Origin of the sequence: Zavarzinia aquatilis, assembly GCF_003173035.1 — a bacterium.
GTDB lineage: Bacteria > Pseudomonadota > Alphaproteobacteria > Zavarziniales > Zavarziniaceae > Zavarzinia > Zavarzinia aquatilis.
Window position 1 is genome coordinate 84365 of the sequence record NZ_QGLE01000013.1, and the last position, 17564, is coordinate 101928.

Annotated in this window: 17 protein-coding genes; 11 read left to right on the plus strand and 6 right to left on the minus strand. The window is 69.2% G+C overall.

Annotated elements, in window-relative coordinates; genetic code table 11:
- Positions 1-23: 23 nt before the first annotated feature.
- Entirely contained in the window at positions 24-239 is a 216-nt protein-coding gene (locus DKG74_RS18525; RefSeq protein ID WP_165837754.1) for a ribbon-helix-helix domain-containing protein, read from the plus strand.
- A gap of 19 nt (positions 240-258) precedes the next feature.
- Here DKG74_RS18525 and aroB read toward each other — a convergent pair whose 3' ends face one another.
- Both aroB and DKG74_RS18535 read right to left on the minus strand, forming a co-directional pair.
- Positions 259-1380, minus strand: coding sequence for a 3-dehydroquinate synthase (gene aroB, locus DKG74_RS18530; RefSeq protein WP_109907671.1), 1122 nt, complete (start codon positions 1378-1380; stop codon positions 259-261).
- Entirely contained in the window at positions 1373-1873 is a 501-nt protein-coding gene (locus DKG74_RS18535; RefSeq protein ID WP_109907697.1) for a shikimate kinase, read from the minus strand. Before DKG74_RS18535 ends, aroB begins: the two co-directional genes overlap by 8 nt.
- Positions 1874-2190: 317 nt before the next feature.
- Between DKG74_RS18535 and DKG74_RS21845 the strand changes: the two genes are divergently transcribed.
- The 5 genes from DKG74_RS21845 to DKG74_RS18550 all read left to right on the plus strand — a co-directional run bounded on the left by DKG74_RS21845 (position 2191) and on the right by DKG74_RS18550 (position 7096).
- A complete protein-coding gene (locus DKG74_RS21845) occupies positions 2191-2331 on the plus strand; it encodes a hypothetical protein (RefSeq protein ID WP_165837755.1) in 141 nt (46 codons plus the stop codon).
- Complete coding sequence (locus DKG74_RS22335) at positions 2312-4015, plus strand: hypothetical protein (protein WP_243404164.1); 1704 nt, start codon at positions 2312-2314, stop codon at positions 4013-4015. Before DKG74_RS21845 ends, DKG74_RS22335 begins: the two co-directional genes overlap by 20 nt.
- 10 nt (positions 4016-4025) lie before the next feature.
- Complete coding sequence (locus DKG74_RS18540; RefSeq protein WP_243404165.1) at positions 4026-5027, plus strand: site-specific tyrosine recombinase XerD; 1002 nt, start codon at positions 4026-4028, stop codon at positions 5025-5027.
- 54 nt (positions 5028-5081) lie between these two features.
- Positions 5082-6059 carry an HpcH/HpaI aldolase/citrate lyase family protein gene (locus DKG74_RS18545; protein WP_109907673.1) on the plus strand — a complete coding sequence of 326 codons (978 nt, stop codon included), beginning with the start codon at positions 5082-5084 and terminating at the stop codon, positions 6057-6059.
- Positions 6060-6136: 77 nt separating this feature from the next.
- On the plus strand, positions 6137-7096 hold the full coding sequence (locus DKG74_RS18550) for an acetyl-CoA carboxylase carboxyltransferase subunit alpha (RefSeq protein WP_109907674.1): 960 nt from the start codon (positions 6137-6139) through the stop codon (positions 7094-7096).
- Between the two features lie 13 nt (positions 7097-7109).
- Here DKG74_RS18550 and DKG74_RS22085 read toward each other — a convergent pair whose 3' ends face one another.
- Genes DKG74_RS22085 through DKG74_RS18565 form a run of 3 tightly spaced genes read right to left on the minus strand, consistent with a single transcriptional unit; the run spans position 7110 to position 9532 of the window.
- Positions 7110-8504 (minus strand): S8 family serine peptidase, encoded by a 1395-nt coding sequence (locus DKG74_RS22085; protein ID WP_109907675.1) that lies wholly within the window; start codon positions 8502-8504, stop codon positions 7110-7112.
- A gap of 4 nt (positions 8505-8508) precedes the next feature.
- Positions 8509-9036, minus strand: coding sequence for a hypothetical protein (locus DKG74_RS18560; protein WP_109907676.1), 528 nt, complete (start codon positions 9034-9036; stop codon positions 8509-8511).
- Entirely contained in the window at positions 9029-9532 is a 504-nt protein-coding gene (locus DKG74_RS18565; protein WP_109907677.1) for an RNA polymerase sigma factor, read from the minus strand. The genes DKG74_RS18560 and DKG74_RS18565 overlap by 8 nt, the downstream gene beginning before the upstream one ends.
- A gap of 157 nt (positions 9533-9689) precedes the next feature.
- Between DKG74_RS18565 and DKG74_RS22090 the strand changes: the two genes are divergently transcribed.
- Positions 9690-10148, plus strand: a complete 459-nt coding sequence (locus DKG74_RS22090) for a hypothetical protein (protein WP_207779412.1) — start codon at positions 9690-9692, stop codon at positions 10146-10148.
- Positions 10149-10211: 63 nt separating this feature from the next.
- Here DKG74_RS22090 and DKG74_RS18575 read toward each other — a convergent pair whose 3' ends face one another.
- Positions 10212-12017: a PHA/PHB synthase family protein gene (locus DKG74_RS18575; RefSeq protein WP_109907678.1), complete on the minus strand. Its 1806-nt coding sequence runs from the start codon at positions 12015-12017 to the stop codon at positions 10212-10214.
- Between the two features lie 189 nt (positions 12018-12206).
- Here DKG74_RS18575 and DKG74_RS18580 point away from each other — a divergent pair, with 189 nt between their 5' ends.
- The 4 genes from DKG74_RS18580 to glpX are packed head-to-tail and all read left to right on the plus strand — an operon-like array spanning position 12207 to position 17433.
- Positions 12207-13823 carry an OmpA family protein gene (locus DKG74_RS18580; protein ID WP_133251623.1) on the plus strand — a complete coding sequence of 539 codons (1617 nt, stop codon included), beginning with the start codon at positions 12207-12209 and terminating at the stop codon, positions 13821-13823.
- Positions 13824-13874: 51 nt separating this feature from the next.
- Entirely contained in the window at positions 13875-15104 is a 1230-nt protein-coding gene (locus tag DKG74_RS18585; RefSeq protein ID WP_109907680.1) for an LL-diaminopimelate aminotransferase, read from the plus strand.
- A complete protein-coding gene (locus tag DKG74_RS18590; RefSeq protein WP_109907681.1) occupies positions 15101-16405 on the plus strand; it encodes a homoserine dehydrogenase in 1305 nt (434 codons plus the stop codon). The genes DKG74_RS18585 and DKG74_RS18590 overlap by 4 nt, the downstream gene beginning before the upstream one ends.
- Positions 16406-16437: 32 nt before the next feature.
- Positions 16438-17433 (plus strand): class II fructose-bisphosphatase, encoded by a 996-nt coding sequence (gene glpX, locus DKG74_RS18595; protein ID WP_109907698.1) that lies wholly within the window; start codon positions 16438-16440, stop codon positions 17431-17433.
- The last annotated feature ends 131 nt before the right edge of the window (positions 17434-17564 follow it).

Below are 17564 nucleotides of genomic sequence, written 5' to 3' on the forward strand. Positions count from 1 at the left end.
TGAGTGGTCATGCGGGGCAGGTTATGCAGATTCGCAACGTCAAGATCAACGGGCGCAGAACCAGCATCAGGCTGGAGCCGACCTTGTGGGATGCAATCGAGGATATCTGTCGCCGCGAAGGCCTGGGGCTGGACGACCTGTGCAACCGCGTCGCGGCCGAGCGGCCGGCGTCCAACTTCACCTCCAGCCTGCGCTGCTGGGTTGTCGACTACTACCGGGGAACGCTGGCGGCCGCCTGAAGGTCGGACAGACCGGGGGTCAGGCGGCGCGCAGCACGCGCTCGACCGCGTCGATCGCCACATCCTGGGTGATGAAGGCTTCGCCGATGCGCCGGGCGAGGATGAAGGTCAGCTTGCCGTCCTTCACCTTCTTGTCCTGGGCCATGTGGTGGATCAGGGCGTCGGGCGCCAACTCGCCGGCCAGTTGCGCCGCGCCCTCGATGTCGGATGGCGCGACGGGCAGGCCCACCGCCGCCATGTGCCGGCGCGCGCGTACCGCGTCCTGACCGGGGCACAGGCCGAGGTCGACCGACAGGTCGAAAGCAAGGCGCATTCCGATGGCGACGCCTTCGCCATGCAACAGGCGCTGGCCGAAACCGGTCGCGGCTTCGAGCGCATGGCCGAAGGTATGGCCAAGGTTGAGCAGGGCGCGCTCGCCCGTTTCCTTTTCGTCGCGGGAGACGATGCCGGCCTTGGCGGTAACGGAGCGTCGCACCGCCTCGATCCGGGCCGCGCGGTCGCCGGCGACGAGGGCGGGGCCATGGACCTCCAGCCAGTCGAAGAAGGCGGCATCGCCGAGCAGGCCGTATTTCACCACTTCGGCATAGCCGGCCAGCAATTCCCGCCGGGGCAGGGTCTCGAGCAGGCCGGTGTCGGCCAGCACGAGGCGCGGCTGATGGAAGGCGCCGACCAGATTCTTGCCTTGCGGCGTGTTGATCCCGGTCTTGCCGCCGACCGAGGAATCGACCTGCGACAGCAGGGTGGTCGGCACCTGCACGAAATCGACGCCGCGCTTGGCGATCGAGGCGGCGAAACCGGCGAGGTCGCCGATCACCCCGCCGCCGAGGGCGACGACGGCATCGCGCCGCTCGATCCGGAAATCGAGCAGGCGGGACATCACCTGTTCCAGCACGGTGAAGCATTTGCTGCCCTCGCCGGCCGGAACCACGATGGTCTCGTGGCGGACCCCGGCGGCATCGAGGCTGGCTTTCGCCCGGTCGAGATGCAGGGCGGCCACATGCTCGTCGGTGACGATCAGTGCCCGGCCGCGCGGAAACAGATCGCGCACGCCCGCGCCCAGCCGGTCGATCACGCCGACGCCGATATGAACGTCATAGGCGCGGTCACCGAGGGAAACGGGGACGGTGACGGGATCAGACATGCTCGATTCCTTGAACGCGGGCGACCTCGGCCAGAATGTCGTCGACCACGTGATCGTGCGGACCGTCGACGCTTTCGATGGTCAGATCCGCCTCGGCATAGACCGGATAGCGGATGTCGATCAGCCGGCCGAGGATTTCCCTCGGGTCGCCCCGTTTCAGCAGGGGGCGGTTGTTGCGTTTCTTCACCCGGCGCACCAGCACGTCGAGATCGGCGCGCAGCCAGATCGACAGGCCGGAAGCCTTGATCCGGGCGCGGGTTTCCGGGTCCATGAAGGCGCCGCCGCCGGTGGCGAGGACATGGGGCGTGTTTTCGGTCAGCAGCCGGCCGATCACCCGGCGCTCGCCATCGCGAAAGGCGGCTTCGCCGTGGCGCTCGAAAATCTCTTCGATGGTGCAGCCGGCGGCGTTCTCGATTTCCGTGTCGGCGTCGATGAAGGGCACGTGCAGGCGCTGGGCCAGCCGCTTGCCGACCGAACTCTTGCCGGCGCCCATCAGACCGACGAGCACGATGGTGCGGGTCAGCGCAAAGGGCGGATGGGGCGGAACCGGGGCGTCGGCCTGCGGGTCCTGAATATGCGCATTGTCGTCCACGGCCGGAATGTGCCCGCTGACCGCCGATCTTTCAAGGGCGCCTGGCGGTTTTCCCTCTCGCCGGGCGCACGGCTGCCCCGTGCAGGTTCCTCCCCTGAGCTTGTTCTTCGCCGGACCGAACCCTAGAATGGTCGAGGTATCACGGGATTCGTCCCGGGCACGTCCATCGTCGCCCGCGTCGCCCCATTCCCGCCTCACCCAGCTGTCAGTGTCCGGTCATGTCGAAAATCCTTCTTTCCCTGGCAGCCGTGCTGGTTGTCGCCGCGATCGGCGGAGCCGTCTATCTCGCGACCTTCAACCCGCCCGTCACGCGTGAGCGGGTGGAGCAGGTTTTGCCCAATGACCGCTTCCCGGAATAGGCCGGCCTTACCCGTTCTCTTCCTCACGTCCATCGCCGTCCTGTCGGCGGCTGCCGCTGGCGCTCTCGCCCAGGGGGCCGGGGGGCCGCAGAGCCTGCTGCCCCCTGTGTTGCGCGACCCCGGGCCGATGCCGTCGGACCTCGGCTTCGCCCCGGCTCCGGCGCCGGTCCAACCGGCCGAACTCGGCCGTCTGCCATCAGGGGACGGCACGCCTTATCCGGCGATCCCGCTCGCCCCCGTGCCTGAGAGTTTCACGGTCGATCCGACCCCGCCCGCCGCCACGCCCTGGCTGGCGGGGGAGACGGCGCCGCTTATCGCCGCACTCGACCGCGTGACCGTGCCCGGGCGCAGCACCGTCGCCCGCGCCCTGACCGCGCGGTTGCTGGCAGAAGATCCGGCCGACCCGGACCTCCTGTCCCGTATCGCCGTGTTGCGCGTGGCGGCGGGCGATGGTCCCGGCTTGCTGCGCCTGGCGTCGCGCCCGGACTTCGCGGCGCTGCCGCCGCCCGCCCTTGCTGCCGCCTTGCGCGGCCTTGCCGCTTCGGACGACCGGGGGCAATTGTGCCATGCCGGCCTCGACCGGCTGGGCGGGGCTGCGGGCGCCAATGTCGACGTGCTGCGCGCGGTCGGCCTGTGCCGGGCGCAGGCGGGCGATGGCGCCGGGGCGCAACTCGCCCTCGACCTCGCACGCGAGCAGGCGCCGATCTCGCAGGGGTTCGAGCGGCTGCTTGGTGCCCTGCTCGGGCAGGAGAGGGCGGGGCCGGACGCGGTCGATCCGGCGGACCCGCTGTCGCTCTGGGCGGCGCGGGCGCTCGCCCTGCCGCTCGATGCCGCCATCTACGACCACCCGCCGCCGCTTGCCCTTGGCCTGCTGGTCGGGGCGACGGCTTCGCTCGAATATCGGATCGACGCGGCAGAACGGGGTGTCGCGCTGGGTGTGGTCGCACCCGCGCAACTGGCCGATCTCTATGCCGAAGGGCCGCCACCGACCGGCGCCGTCGCCGGCCTGCCACCCTCCCTGCGCCGGGCCTCCCTCAGCCGTGCGGTGGTCGAGGCTTCGGGACCGGCGGTGCGGGCCCAGGCGATCAACGCCCTGATCGCTGCCGGGCGCGACGCCGAATTGGCTTCGGCCCTCGCGCGGGTGCAGGGCAGGGCGATCGCCGACCTCTCGTCCCAGTCCCTGCCGCCCGCCATCGGTGGCGGACTGGTGCGGGCCGCGCTGCTGGCCGGTGACCGTCTGTCCGCGCTCGCCCAGTTGCGGCAGATGGGCCGGGAGGCGGCGGACAGCCGCGATTATGCCCGGCTCTGGCCCTATCGCGCGCTGCTTGGCGCCGCCGACGGGGGCGCGCCAGTCTGGATCGACACTTTGCCGCGCGGCGATGCCGGCCAGCGGGCCATGGCCTTGCTGGCGGCCCTGCTTGAAGGCCTGCATCTGCCCACGGATGCGGAACTCTTGCCGTCGCTGCCGCCCGCTTCCGCCGAACAGACGAGGCTGGAGGCACAACTCGCGCAAGGGCAGCGGGGCCTTGCCCTTATCGGTGTGCTGGCTTTGCTCGGCGACCGGCCGCTGGCCGAGGTGCCGGCGGCGGACCTCGGCCTTTCGGTCTCGGTGCTGCGCCGGCTCGATCTCGGCGCGGAGGCGACGGCGCTCGCCCTCGAGGCGGCGCTGGCAGCGGACCTGTGAGCGCGTCGTCGTGAGCGCCCCCGGCGGCCGGCGTGGCCGGCCTCCATCCCCGCCGGTCTTCGTGCCCAAGGGTGAGGACGCCGCCCTGCTCGACGCCTTTCTCGAAATGATGGCGGCGGAGCGGGGGGCGGCGGCCAATACGCTCGCCTCCTACCGCCGCGACCTGCTCGATTTCGCGCTCTTTCTCGATGGCCGGGGGCGCGGCCTCGCCCGGGCGGGGGCCGAGGATATCGAGGCCTATTTCGCCCATGCGCAGGCGCTGGCGCTGAAACCTTCGACCGCGGCGCGCCGGCTGTCGGCGCTGCGCCAGCTTCACCGTTTCGCCCTCGCGGACGGCCTGCGGGCGGACGATCCGACCAGCCGCATCGCCAGCCCGCGCCAGGGCCGGCGCCTGCCCAAATATCTCTCGGAAACGGAGGTGGAGGCCCTGCTGCGCCTCGCCGCCGAAACCCTCGGCCAGGCGGCCGGTCCCTCGGGGCAGAAGCGGCGGATGCGTTTCCTCGCCCTTCTCGAAATACTCTACGCCACCGGCCTTCGGGTTTCGGAGCTTGTCGGGCTGCCGATGGCGGCGCTGACCCATGATCCGCGCTTCGTCCTCGTGCGCGGCAAGGGCGGGCGGGAGCGCATGGTGCCCCTGTCCGACCCCGCCCGGGCGGCCATCGCCCGCTGGCTCAAATTACGGCCGGCGGGGCTTTTGCCCAAACAGGCGCGCTTCCTCTTTCCGGCGGGCACGGCGACCGGTCACATGACGCGGCAGCATTTCGCGCAAGGGCTGAAGGCGCTGGCGCTCGAAGCCGGGCTCGACCCCGACCGGGTCTCGCCCCACGTCCTGCGCCATGCCTTCGCCAGCCACCTGCTGGCCCATGGCGCCGATCTTCGGGTGGTGCAGACCCTGCTCGGTCATGCCGATATTTCGACGACCGAGATTTACACCCACATTCTCGATGAAAAAATGCGCTCTCTCGTCAATCGCCACCATCCGATGGCAAGATTGCCGCGCCGCACAAGTTGACAAGCCAGACCGGCCTTTCTACGGTCCCCGCCACTTTATCCGGAGACGTCGCTGATGAGCTTCAAAGTCGTCGAACAGGCCCCCTCCCGCCTGAATCGCTGCGAACTGGCCGTGCCGGGCTCCAGCCCGCATATGTTCGAAAAGGCCGCCAAGTCGGCCGCCGACGTGATCTTCCTCGATCTCGAGGACGCGGTCGCCCCCGATGACAAGCCGAAGGCGCGCGAGAACATCATCCAGGCGCTGCATGACGTCGACTGGGGCGACAAGGTGATCTCGGTCCGCATCAACGGCCTCGACACCCATTATGCCTATCGCGACATCGTCGATGTCGTGGAGCGCGGCGGCGAGCGTCTCGACCTCATCATGATCCCGAAGGTGGGCACCGCCTCCGACGTCTATGCCGTCGACATGATGCTGACCCAGATCGAGACCGCGATCGGCCGCAAGAAGAAGATCGGCCTCGAGCACATCATCGAGACCGCCCTCGGGATGCAGAACATCCACGAGATCGCCGCCGCCTCGAAGCGCAACGAATCGCTGCATTTCGGCGTCGCCGACTATGCCGCCTCGTGCCGCGCCCAGACGACCCAGATCGGCGGCCCGAACCCCAATTATGCCGTGCTGACCGACCCGGACGAGGCGGGTGAGCGCGTCCGTCACTGGGGCGACATGTGGCATTATGCGATCGCCCGCATGGTGGTCGCGGCCCGCGCCAATGGCCTGCGCCCGATCGACGGCCCGTTCGGCGACTTCTCGGATTCGGACGGCTACCAGGCGCAGGCGCGACGCGCCGCCGTGCTCGGCTGCGAAGGCAAATGGGCGATTCACCCCAAGCAGATCCCGGTCGCGAACGAGGTCTTCACCCCGTCCGAGAAGGAAGTGACCAAGGCCCGCCGCATTCTGGAAGCGATGGCCATCGCCCAGAAGGAAGGCAAGGGCGCGGTTTCTCTCGACGGCAGGCTGATCGACATCGCCTCCATCCGCCAGGCCCAGTCGCTGGTCGAACAGGCGGATCGCATCGCGGCCAAGTGATGTGCTATAGGACGGGCCGCCGGATGCGCGGCCCGTTCTTCGGGCCCTCTGGCCCCGGGTAACACAAGGACGAAACCATGGTCATGTTCCTCGATTTCGAGAAGCCCATCGCGGAGCTCGAAGCCAAGATCAAGGAACTCCAAGCCATGCCGGCGACGCAGGGCATTTCCATCGCGGAAGACATCGCCCGTCTCGAGGTGAAGGCGGACCTGCTTCTGCGCCAGACCTATGCCAAGCTGACGCCGTGGCAGAAGACCCAGGTCGCCCGGCATCAGAGCCGGCCGCGCTTTCACGACTATGTGAAGATGCTGGTCGAGGATTTCGTGCCGCTCGCGGGCGACCGCGCCTTTGGCGACGACAAGGCGATTCTGGGCGGCATCGGCCGCTTCCGGGGCAAGCCGGTGATGGTCATCGGCCACGAGAAGGGCTCCGATACCGAAGGCCGCATCCGTCACAATTTCGGCATGGCCAAGCCCGAAGGCTATCGCAAGGCGATCCGCCTGATGGAACTGGCCGACCGCTTCAAGATGGGCGTCATCACCCTGATCGACACCCCCGGCGCCTTTCCCGGCATCGAGGCCGAGGCGCGCGGCCAGTCGGAAGCCATCGCCCGTTCGACCGAGGCCTGCCTGAAGCTCTCGGTGCCGCTGGTCGCGGTCATCGTCGGCGAAGGCGGCTCGGGCGGCGCGGTGGCGCTGGCGACCGCGAACAAGGTGCTGATGCTCGAACACGCGGTCTATTCGGTGATCTCGCCCGAGGGCTGCGCCTCCATCCTGTGGCGCTCGGCCGAGCGGGCGCAGGACGCGGCGGCGGCCATGAAGGTGACGGCGCAGGACCTGATCAAGCTCGGCGTCATCGACGGCATCGTGTCGGAGCCGCTGGGCGGCGCCCATCGCGATCCGAAGGCGGCCATCGCCTCGGTCGGTCATGCCATCTCGACCGCCTTCAACGAATTCAAGGGCAAGGACGGCGCCGCCATCCGCCGCGACCGGCGCCAGAAGTTCCTCGCCATGGGGCGGACCGGCCTCGTCGCCTGACGAGGCCCCGCGCTCAGTCGCGGAAGCAGCCGGGATCGAACTGCAAAAGGCCGATCCCGGACCGGTCGGTCGCGCCCGTTCGCGACAGCAGCCGTTGTTTCGGATCCCCCGGATCGCCCGGCGCGAGCGCGGTCAGCAGGGCGCCGGCCGCCAGCGGGCTGGCGTAGGACGTGCCGCTGACGGTGGCGCGGCCGATGTGAAGGCCGGCACCCGGCGCGGCGATGGCGGGGGCCGCGACTTTGGAGGCGCCCTGCCAGACCCGGTTCAGCCGGTCGGTCGCCGTGATCGCCACCACTTCCGGGTAGGCCGCGGGATAGGCGGTATCGGCCGCCGGCCCCTGGTTCCCCACGGGGGCGACCAGCAGGGTACCGCGTGTCGCGGCGATCTGGATCGCCCGGTGCAAAAGCGGGTTGTCCGGCCCGGCCAGGCTGACATTGACGACGGCGACCCGGTTGCCGACCATCCAGTCGAGCGCGGTCGCGATCGAGGTCGCGGAGGCATAGACGCCCCGGCCGACCCCTTCGACGGCCGCGGCATGAAACACCCGCGCGCCCGGCACCACGCCGATATTGGGCCCCGCCAGCAGCGAGACGACGTAACTGCCATGGGCATCGAGGCTGGCCTCGTAGCCCGCGTCGGTCGTCGTCCGGCTTTCGATCTCGATCCCGGCGAGGTCGGCCTCGCCCTTCAGCAGCAGGGTGTCGATGACGCCGATGGCGCGGCCCCTGGCGCAGGCGGCCGCCTCTTCGCTCCAGCGGGTCAGGCGGCGGTGCCAGTTGGACAGGCCCGGCGGGGCATCGGTGCCGGACGGGCCATCGAATTTTTCGGGGCGATAGAGATGATTGCGGCTGACCAGCGCATCGGGAAAGGCGAGGCGGAGCGCGGCCAGCGTTTCCTCGGTGCTGATCGGCGGCAGGGTGCGCAGGCGCACGACATGAAGGCCGAGCGCCTGAAGCTCGCGGTCCTCGATGACCACGACATCGAAGGGGCGCAGCGCCTCGGGCGAGAGGGTGGCGCCGACGATCGTCAGTTCGCGCCCGATGTGACGGCCGGCGCTGTCGCCGGCATGATCGCCGCCACGGGCGCCTGAGGAATCGTCGTCGCCGGAATTGTCGCTGCTCGAGTCGTCCCCCCCGGAATCGTCCCCTCCGGAGCTTTCACCGCCCGAGTCATCGCCACCAGAGCTGTCTCCACCAGAGCTGCCGCCGCCGTCATCGCCGCCATGGCCGGAGCTGCCCCCGCCGCTTCCGCCACCTCCACCTCCACTGCCGCCTCCGCCACCTCCACCATCGCCGCCGCCATCACCCTTGGCGAAGGCCAAGCCGCAATGGCCGGTCAGGCGATGCGGCGCGGCCAGCGCCAGCAGCAGCGCGAGGAGGAGGACGAGGCGGAGAGGGCGCGGGCGCATGGTTTCAGGGCTCGAGCAGGATGGTTTGCTGCGTGCCGTCGTTGGCGAGACAGGCAATCGCCCGGGTCTCGGCCGAGGCGAAGACCCGGCACGGCAATTGGGCAAGCACCGCATCGGCCCGCGCCGCCAGCACTTCGCCATCGGGCAGGGTCAGGCGGTCGGGCAGGGGCGCGGCGACGGGTCCGGCGCCGGCCGGGGCATAGTGTCCTTCATCGGCGGGGGTGAGCAGGGTGACGGCACCGATGGCGGCCGCCATCAGCCCGGCGGCGACCAGCCACAGCGGGCGATGTCGGGGCCGGACGACCGCGGGCGGCTCGGCAAGGCCCATCCGGGCCAGAAAGTCGCCGTTCACCGCGACCGGCGGCGCGGCCTTGCGGGCGCGGACGATCAGGCGCTGGGCGGCGACGAGACGGTCGTAGAGCGACAGAAGCTCGGCCTCGGGCCGCAGCAGGTCGCGGACGGCCCCGGTCTCGTCATTGTCGACCGCACTGGTGGCGACGACGGCGACGACTTCTTCACGCAATTCAACCATGGGACACCTCCACGCCGATGGCATCGGCAAGGGCAAGTTTGGCGCGGGCCAGGCGCGAGCGGACCGTGCCGGCCGGAACATCGAGGACGGCGGCTGCCTCCTCGCTCGACAGGTCTTCGATGCAGCACAGGAGGATGGTTTCCCGGTGGATCGGCGGCAGCCGGTCGACATGGCGCCAGATGTCGTCGAAATGCAGATCCGGCGCGTTTATCGTATGCAGGCTGTCGATGTCCTCGTCCTCGGCCAGCGGACGGGTGAAAGCGGCGTGGCGGCTGCGCCGCCGGTGCAGGTCGACCCAGCAGTTCCGCACCACGGCATAGCACCAGGCCCGGCCGATTTCCGCCTCGGGCGTCCGGCGCAGGTATTTCAGCATCCGCTCGCAGGATTCCTGCAGCAGGTCGTCGCCCTCCGCCGCCGAACCCGCCAGCTTGCGCGCGAAGCGCCGCAGCACGGGCAGCAGGGCGGTGATGACGGCTGTACCGGCGGCAGCGCTCATGATCTCTCCAGACGATCCTCGATCAGGGAACGATGGCGGACAGGGAAACGTCCATGCCCGCGAAAAAATAAATTCGTCCCGGCCGAGGGACGGTTTCGCCCCCGGCGCTCGTCCTTGTCATCGGCAGATCAATGCCGAACCTGACGGGATGATCGACATGAACACGACAAAGCGCCTTATCACTTCTCTCGCCACCCTGACGCTGGTCCTCGGCGCGCCGCTGGCCGGCACGACCGGCGGCCTGTTCGGTGCCTCGGTGGCCTATGCCAAATCCGGTGGTGAAGGCGGGCACGGTGGTGGGGGGGGCCATGGTGGCGGTGGCCACGGTGGTGGCAGCGGCGGCGGTCATGGTGGCGAAGGTGGCCATGGTGGCGAAGGCGGCCGCGGCGGCGATGCCGGTCGTGGCGGCGAGGCTGGCTCCGGCGGGCGCGGCGGCGAGGCGGGTGAAGCACGCGGGCGCGGCGGCGATGACGGGGCCGGCCACGACGCGGGCGACGACAAGGGCGGTGCCGGCGAGGCCGAGGCGGGCGATGACAAGGGTGCCGTCTCGGGGGCCGATGGCGGCGGCGATGATGGCACGCCCGATCAGGGGCCCGGTGACGTTTCGGTCAACTGACAACGCGGCCGGCGCAGCTCTTACAAGCGAACGGGGCGGGGGATCGCTCCCCCGCCCCGGGTCTCATTCAGACTTGATCTTCACGTAAGTGCCCGGTGCATCGTCCAGCACGCGCAGTTTGCCGTCGCCGGGGACGCGGGCGGGGACCATGGCGCCCGATTTCTTGGACATCCATTCCAGCCAGTCCGGCCACCAGCTGCCCGGATGTTCGGTCGACTTGGAGATCCAGTCTTCGAGCGAGGCGGCGCCGGTCAGGTCATCGTTGGTCCAATACTGGTACTTCTTGGCCTCGGGCGGGTTGATGATGCCGGCGATATGGCCCGAGCCCGCGAGGACGAGGCGCACCGGCGCCTTGAAGGTGCGGGCGCCGCGGAACACCGAACGCGCCGGGGCGATGTGGTCTTCCCGGCTGGCGACGAAATAGAGCGGCACCTTCACCTTGTTCAGGTAGATCGGCGTATCGTTCAGGGTGATCCCGCCCGGCTGCGACAGAAGATTCTTCTGGTAGCATTCGCGCAGGTAGAACATGTGCATGGCGATCGGCATCCGCGTCGCGTCCTGGTTCCAGAACAGCAGGTCGAACGGGAAGGGATCGCGGCCGAGCAGGTAGTTGTTGACGACGAAGGACCAGATCAGGTCGTTCGCGCGCAGCATGTTGAAGGTCGTCGCCATGTCGCCGCCTTCGAGATAGCCCTTTTCCGACATGCGGTCGGCCAGGAACTCCAGCTGGTCCTCGTCGATGAAGACGGACAGCTCGCCCGCCTCGGCGAAATCGACCTGGGCGGCGAAGAAGGTGCAGGCGGCGATGCGCTTGTCGCCGATGGTCTGCAGATAGGCGAGGGTGGCCGCGGTCAGCGTGCCGCCGATGCAATAGCCGATGGCGTTGACCTGATGCTCGCCGGTCGCCTGTTCGACGGCGTCGAGCGCGGCGAGCACGCCCTGGTTCATGTAGCCCTCGAAGCCGATCTGCGCGAGCTTCGAATCCGGGTTCACCCAGGATACGACGAAGACGGTGAAGCCGTTGTCGACCGCCCACTTGATGAAGGAGTTCTGCGGCTTCAGGTCGAGGATGTAATATTTGTTGATCCAGGGCGGCACGATCAGCAGCGGCCGCTTGTAGACCTTCTCGGTCACCGGCTCGTACTGCAGCAGTTCCATCAGATCGTTGCGGAACACGACCTTGCCCGGCGTCACCGCGATATTGCGGCCGACCTCGAAGGCATTGGGGTCGGTCATGCGGATGGCAAGGCGACCCTTGCCGCGTTCCAGATCCTCGAGCACATGATCGAGCCCGCGCACCAGGTTCTCGCCGTTGCTCTCGATGGTGACGCGCAGCACCTCGGGATTGGTCAGCACGAAGTTGGAGGGCGCGATCGCGTCGACGAACTGGCGGGTATAGAACTCCACCTTCTTCTTGGTCTTGGCGTCCAGCCCCTCGACGTCGTGGACCGTGTTCTGGATCCAGCGCGCGGCCAGCAGGTAGGACTGCTTGATGAAGTCGAAGGCCTGATTCTCTTCCCAGCTCTTGTCCTTGAAGCGCTTGTCGCTCTTCGAGGGGGCGATCACCGGCGACGGCCTCTCGCCGAGCAGGCGCTTGGTCGCGCTCTGCACCAGCTGGGCGTAATCCTTCCACAGCTTGACCTGGGCATCGAGCATATAGGACGGATTCGAAATGATCTTGGCCGTCATCTCGAGGTAGGCGGCCACCAGATTCTGCGGATCGAAATTCACGTTCTTGCGGACGATGTCCTGCCGTTCCATGAATTCAGCGACGAGTTTCCGGCAGCGCTTGGCGACTTCAACCATGTTGCGGGCAAAGGCGGCCGGGTCCGGGATCGGCTGCTGGTCTTTGCCGTGTTGATCGGCCATGAACCATTCCTTATTGTTGAGAGACTGACGGGCGTGGGCTTCCTCGTGCGGGGGAGTATAATTGGTCTGCGTTATGCGTTAAAGTCGACGTCTGTCTAAATGTTATGCGGCCCGCGCGGGCCGGGTCGTTTCGGGGTTCAATCCATGGTCGCTAGGGTCTTGCGGGGCGCAGAAGGATCGGCACGTCTGGTGCCTTCCATCGTCGTGGCGGTGAGCGTCGCCTCGGCCGCGCTGGGCGCCGTGCTCGCGGCCGGCACGCCGGGGTTCGCCCAGTCGGCCAGTGATTCGCCTTCGACCGCCGGCAACACGCCGGAGACGACGAGCGATGCCGATGCGGTGCGGCGCCCGGCGACCATCGAGGAGAGCTTTCCGTCCCTGTCGTCGGTGCCCACGCGGCCGACACCTTCGACCACGGCGGCGGAGCGGGTGAGAATCACCAACAGCCTCGCGGGCGACCGACAGAACGCGCAATACACCAGCCAGGCCCTCCGTGGCGGCGAGGAAGCCGCCGCGCCGTCGCCGCGCAGCCTGCCGCCGGTCGCCGCCAGCGAAATCCGCGATCCCAATGAGGAGCGCCGCCAGGCCGCCGAAGCCCGGGGCATCACGCCCTTCGGCAGCTATCAGCGCCGCGCCGACGGTGGCCAGGTGCCGCCGCCGCTGCCCTCGACGCCGGAAGCCGCGTCCTATTCCAGCCGCCCGGCCGCCAATACCGGCAGCGGCTATGCCGCCGCCGTGCCGCGCGCCGTCGCCCGGCCGTCGGCCCAGGCGGAAGCCGTCGCCGACCCCGCCGCGCCGCGGCCGACCACGGGCGCGGTGCGCCCGTTGAAGGTGCCGCCGACCGTCGCCAGCCTGCCCGCGCCCGAGGGGCAGGAGCAGCGGCAGATGGCGTCTGGCCCGACGCCGCGCGTCATCGCCTCGATCAGTTCGGCCCCGGCCGGCGAACGGGCGCCCGTGCCGTCCCCGGCCTCGGTCGCCGCCGCCCGCGGCACGACGACGGTCGCCGCCGCCGAGCCGGCCCCGGTCGGCAGCCGCTATGCGCCGCCCGCGCCCGCGCCCCAGATTCGGGTGGCCGGCGGGGCCCAGCCCGCGGTCGCGCCCGGCCGCGCCGGCACGGCGCCCGCCCCGGCCCCGGTCGAGACGCGCAGCCTTGCCCTCGTCACCGCGGGTGCTTCCCGTGAGCTGGCGATTCCTGCCCAGGCGCCGCCCGGCGTCATCGTCGCCGATATCTACCAGCAGCAGCTGGCCGAAACCCGCAGCCCGCGCAATGTTCCGACGGCGATGCCGCAGTTCGAGGCGTCGCGCGCGCCCGCCCTGCCGGTCACCGGCGTGCCCATGACGGCGGCGATGCAGGCGGCCCTTGGCGGGGCCGCGCCCGCCCGCGTTCGCGTCGATCTCGACACGCCGCGCGACGCAGGCCGCCGTGCCGCCGCGCCGGCCAGCCGAGCTACCACCGCCGCTGCCGCGGCGGGATCGGCTTCAGGCAGTGGCACGGTGATCGGTTTTGCCGCAGGGTCGATCGACCTTTCGCCGGCAGCGCGCGAATCCATCCGTCAGATGGCTTCCGCGCTGCATTCCGGTGCGGCGCAGGTGCGGATCGTCGGCTATGCCCGTGCCAAGGGCGATGGCGGCGACTCGATCGGGGCCTTTGGGCTGTCGATCGACCGGGCAAATGCCGTGGCGGCCGAATTGATGGCCGCGGGCGTGCCCGCGCAGGCGGTGAAGGTGGAGGCGATCGTCGCCGACGCCGGGGCCGCCAGCCAGCGCAACCGGGGCAAGGGGCCCGAAGCGGTCGTCTTCGTCGAGTAATCTACTCACTCTCTCAACTCGCATTCCCTTGAAGGGACATCAGGTCCGATCATGGATCCCGAATTTCATCGCATCCGGCGGTTGCCGCCCTATGTCTTCGAGCAGGTCAATTCCCTGAAGGCCAAGGCCCGCGCCCGCGGCGAGGACATCATCGACTTCGGCATGGGTAACCCCGATCTGCCGACCCCGAAGCACATCGTCGACAAGCTGGTCGAGACCGTGGCCGACCCGCGCGCCCACCGCTATTCCGTTTCGCGCGGGATTCCGGGCCTGCGCAAGGCCCAGGCCGCCTATTACGCGCGCCGTTTCGGCGTCGAGCTGGACCCGGACCGGGAAGTCATCGCGACCCTCGGCTCCAAGGAAGGCCTCGCCAATCTCGCGCAGGCGATCACGGCGCCGGGCGACACCATCCTGGTGCCGAACCCGTCCTATCCGATCCATCCCTATGGCTTCATCATCGCCGGTGCCGCGATCCGCTCGCTGCCGCCGGTCACGCCCGAGACGGATTTCATGACCGTGCTCGAGCGGGCGACGCGCCATTCGGTGCCGATGCCGACGGCCATCGTGCTGAACTACCCGTCGAACCCGACGGCCGAGGTGGTCGACCTCGACTTCTACGCCCCCATCGTCGAATTCTGCCGGGCCAAGGGGATCTACATCCTCTCCGACCTCGCCTATTCGGAGATTTATTTCGACGGCAATCCGCCGCCGTCGATCCTGCAGGTGCCGGGCGCCAAGGATATCGCGGTCGAGTTCACCTCGATGTCCAAGACCTATTCCATGCCCGGCTGGCGCATGGGCTTCGCCGTCGGTAACCAGAAGCTGATCCAGGCCCTGGCCCGCATGAAGTCCTATCTCGATTACGGCGCCTTCACGCCCATCCAGGTCGCGGCCACCGCCGCCCTGAACGGCCCGCAGGACTGTGTCGAGGAAGCGCGCCAGATCTACAAGGCGCGGCGCGACGTGCTCATCCCCGGCCTGCTCGACGCCGGCTGGAACGTGCCGTCGCCGCCCGCGACCATGTTCGCCTGGGCGCCGATCCCGCCCGCCTTCGCCCATCTCGGCAGCCTCGAATTCTCGAAGCGCCTGCTGACCGAGGCCAAGGTCGCGGTGGCGCCGGGCCTCGGCTTCGGCGAATACGGCGATGGCCATGTCCGCATCGCGCTGGTCGAGAACGAGCACCGCACGCGCCAGGCCATCCGCAACATCAAACGTTTCCTCGCCTCGGCGGACCCCGCGCGTCCGCAGGACGCGGCGGTGCAGAAAAAGGTCGTGGCGTGACGGATTCCTTGCGACTGGGTGTCGCCGGCCTGGGAACGGTCGGCGGCGGTCTCGTGCGATTGCTCGCGGCTCATGCCGACCGTCTCGCCCTGCGTACCGGGCGGCGGATCGAGATCACCGCGGTCTCGGCCCGCGATCCGGCCAAGGATCGCGGCCTCGGCAATGCCCTCGGCGGGGCGCGCTGGTATGCCGACGCGGTCGAGATGGCCGCGGACGAGAATGTCGACCTCGTGGTCGAGCTGATCGGCGGCGAGACCGTGGCCAAGGCCGCGGTCGAGGCGGCCCTGTCGCGGGGCAAGCCGGTCGTCACCGCCAACAAGGCGCTGCTCGCCCATCACGGCGTCGCCCTCGCGGCGATGGCCGAGAAGGCGGGCGTCGCCCTCAATTTCGAGGCGGCGGTCGCGGGCGGCATTCCGGTGGTCAAGGCCCTGCGCGAGGGGCTGGCCGGCAACCGGATCGAGGCTGTCTACGGCATCCTGAACGGTACCTCGAACTATATCCTGACCAGCATGGCCGAGAGCGGCGCCTCCTTCGAGGACGCGCTGGCCGAGGCGCAGAAGCTCGGCTATGCCGAAGCGGACCCCAGCTTCGACGTCGACGGCGTCGATGCCGCGCACAAGCTCGCCCTGCTGGCCAGTCTCGCCTTCGGGGCGAAGATCGACTTCGACGCCGTTCACATCGAGGGCATCCGCCGGGTCTCGGCGCTCGACATCGCCTTCGCCCGCGAACTCGGCTTCCGCATCAAGCTGGTCGGCACCGCCCGTTCCACCGGCGAGGGGCTGGACGTCCGCGTCCACCCGGTGATGATCGCCGAGGGCTCGCCCCTGTCCCATGTCGACGGCGTGTTCAACGGCGTCGTGGTGCATGGCGATTTCGTCGACCGCATGATGTTCGAGGGCCGGGGCGCCGGTGCCGGCCCCACCGCCTCGGCGGTGATGGCCGATATCGTCGACATCGCCCTCGGCGTCCGGCTGCCGCTGTTCGGCGTGCCGGTCGAGGCACTGTCGCCCGCCAGGGTGATGCCGGTCACGGCGCGACAAGGTGCCTGCTACCTTCGGCTTTCCGTGGTTGATCGGCCGGGGGTTATCGCCGACATTGCCGCCATCCTGCGCGACGAGCAGGTCTCGATTGAGTCCCTGCTGCAGCGGGGACGCGCGCCTGGCGAAGGCGTGCCGGTGGTGATCGTGACGCACGAAGTACAGGAAGCCGCCATGGCGCGGGCCATGGCGCGGATCGGCGCGCTGGCCTCGGTTCTCGAGGCCCCCACCATGATTCGCATCGAACAGATAAAGCGCGCCTGAGGCGGCGCAGAGTGGATTTGAAGGAACTGGACATGGCGACGAAGAAGACTGCCAAGGCCGCCCCCGGCGAAATCGGGGCGGAGGACGATCGCGCCCTCGTGCTCGAACTCGTTCGGGTCGGCGAGGCGGCGGCCATCGCCGCGGCGAAGCTGGCGGGCCGTGGCAACGAAAAGGCCGCCGACCAGGCCGCCGTCGACGCCATGCGCACGGCGCTGAACCAGATGGACATCAAGGGCACCGTCGTCATCGGCGAAGGCGAGCGCGACGAAGCCCCGATGCTTTACATCGGCGAGGAAGTCGGCACCGGCAAGGGTCCGGAAATCGACATCGCCCTCGACCCGCTCGAAGGCACGACTCTGACCGCCAAGGCCTGGCCGAATGCCCTCGCCGTGGTCGCGCTGGCTCGTCGCGGCCATTTCCTGCACGCACCCGACGTCTACATGGAAAAGATCGCGGTTGGCGGCGGCTATGCCCCCGGCATCGTCGATATCGACCGCGATCCGGCCGAGAACCTGAAGGCCATCGCCGACGCCAAGGGCGTGCCGGTCGATCAGGTCACCGCCTGCATCCTCGACCGCCCGCGCCATGCTGAGCTGATCGCCAAGGTGCGCGCCGCCGGCGCCCGCATCAACCTGATCCCGGACGGCGACGTCGCCGGCGTCATCGCCACGGCGGAGCCGGACACCGGCATCGACATCTACTTCGGCTCGGGCGGCGCGCCGGAAGGCGTGCTGGCGGCGGCCGCGCTGCGCTGCATCGGCGGCCAGATGCAGGGCCGTCTGCTGTTCCGCAACGACGAGGAAAAGGCGCGCGCGCTGAAGGCCGGCATCACCGACCTCAACCTCAAGTATGACCTCGAGGACCTCGCCCGCGGCGATGTCATCTTCGTCGCGACCGGCGTCACCGACGGCTCGATGCTGGAAGGCGTGAAGATCACCCCGCTCGGCATCACCACGGAAACCATCGTGATGCGCTCCAAGTCCGGCTCGGTCCGCTGGATCAAGACCCGTCACGGCAAGAACAAGTAAGCAGTTTCGGGCGGCCCCCGGCTCTCCGCCGGGGGCCTCGGCGTCCTTTTCGGACGGCCGGAAGTTTCCTTTTTCTCGTCTTGCCGGCGAAAGGCCGGCATCTTGTGACGGAAAGGGAGCATTCTCGTCAC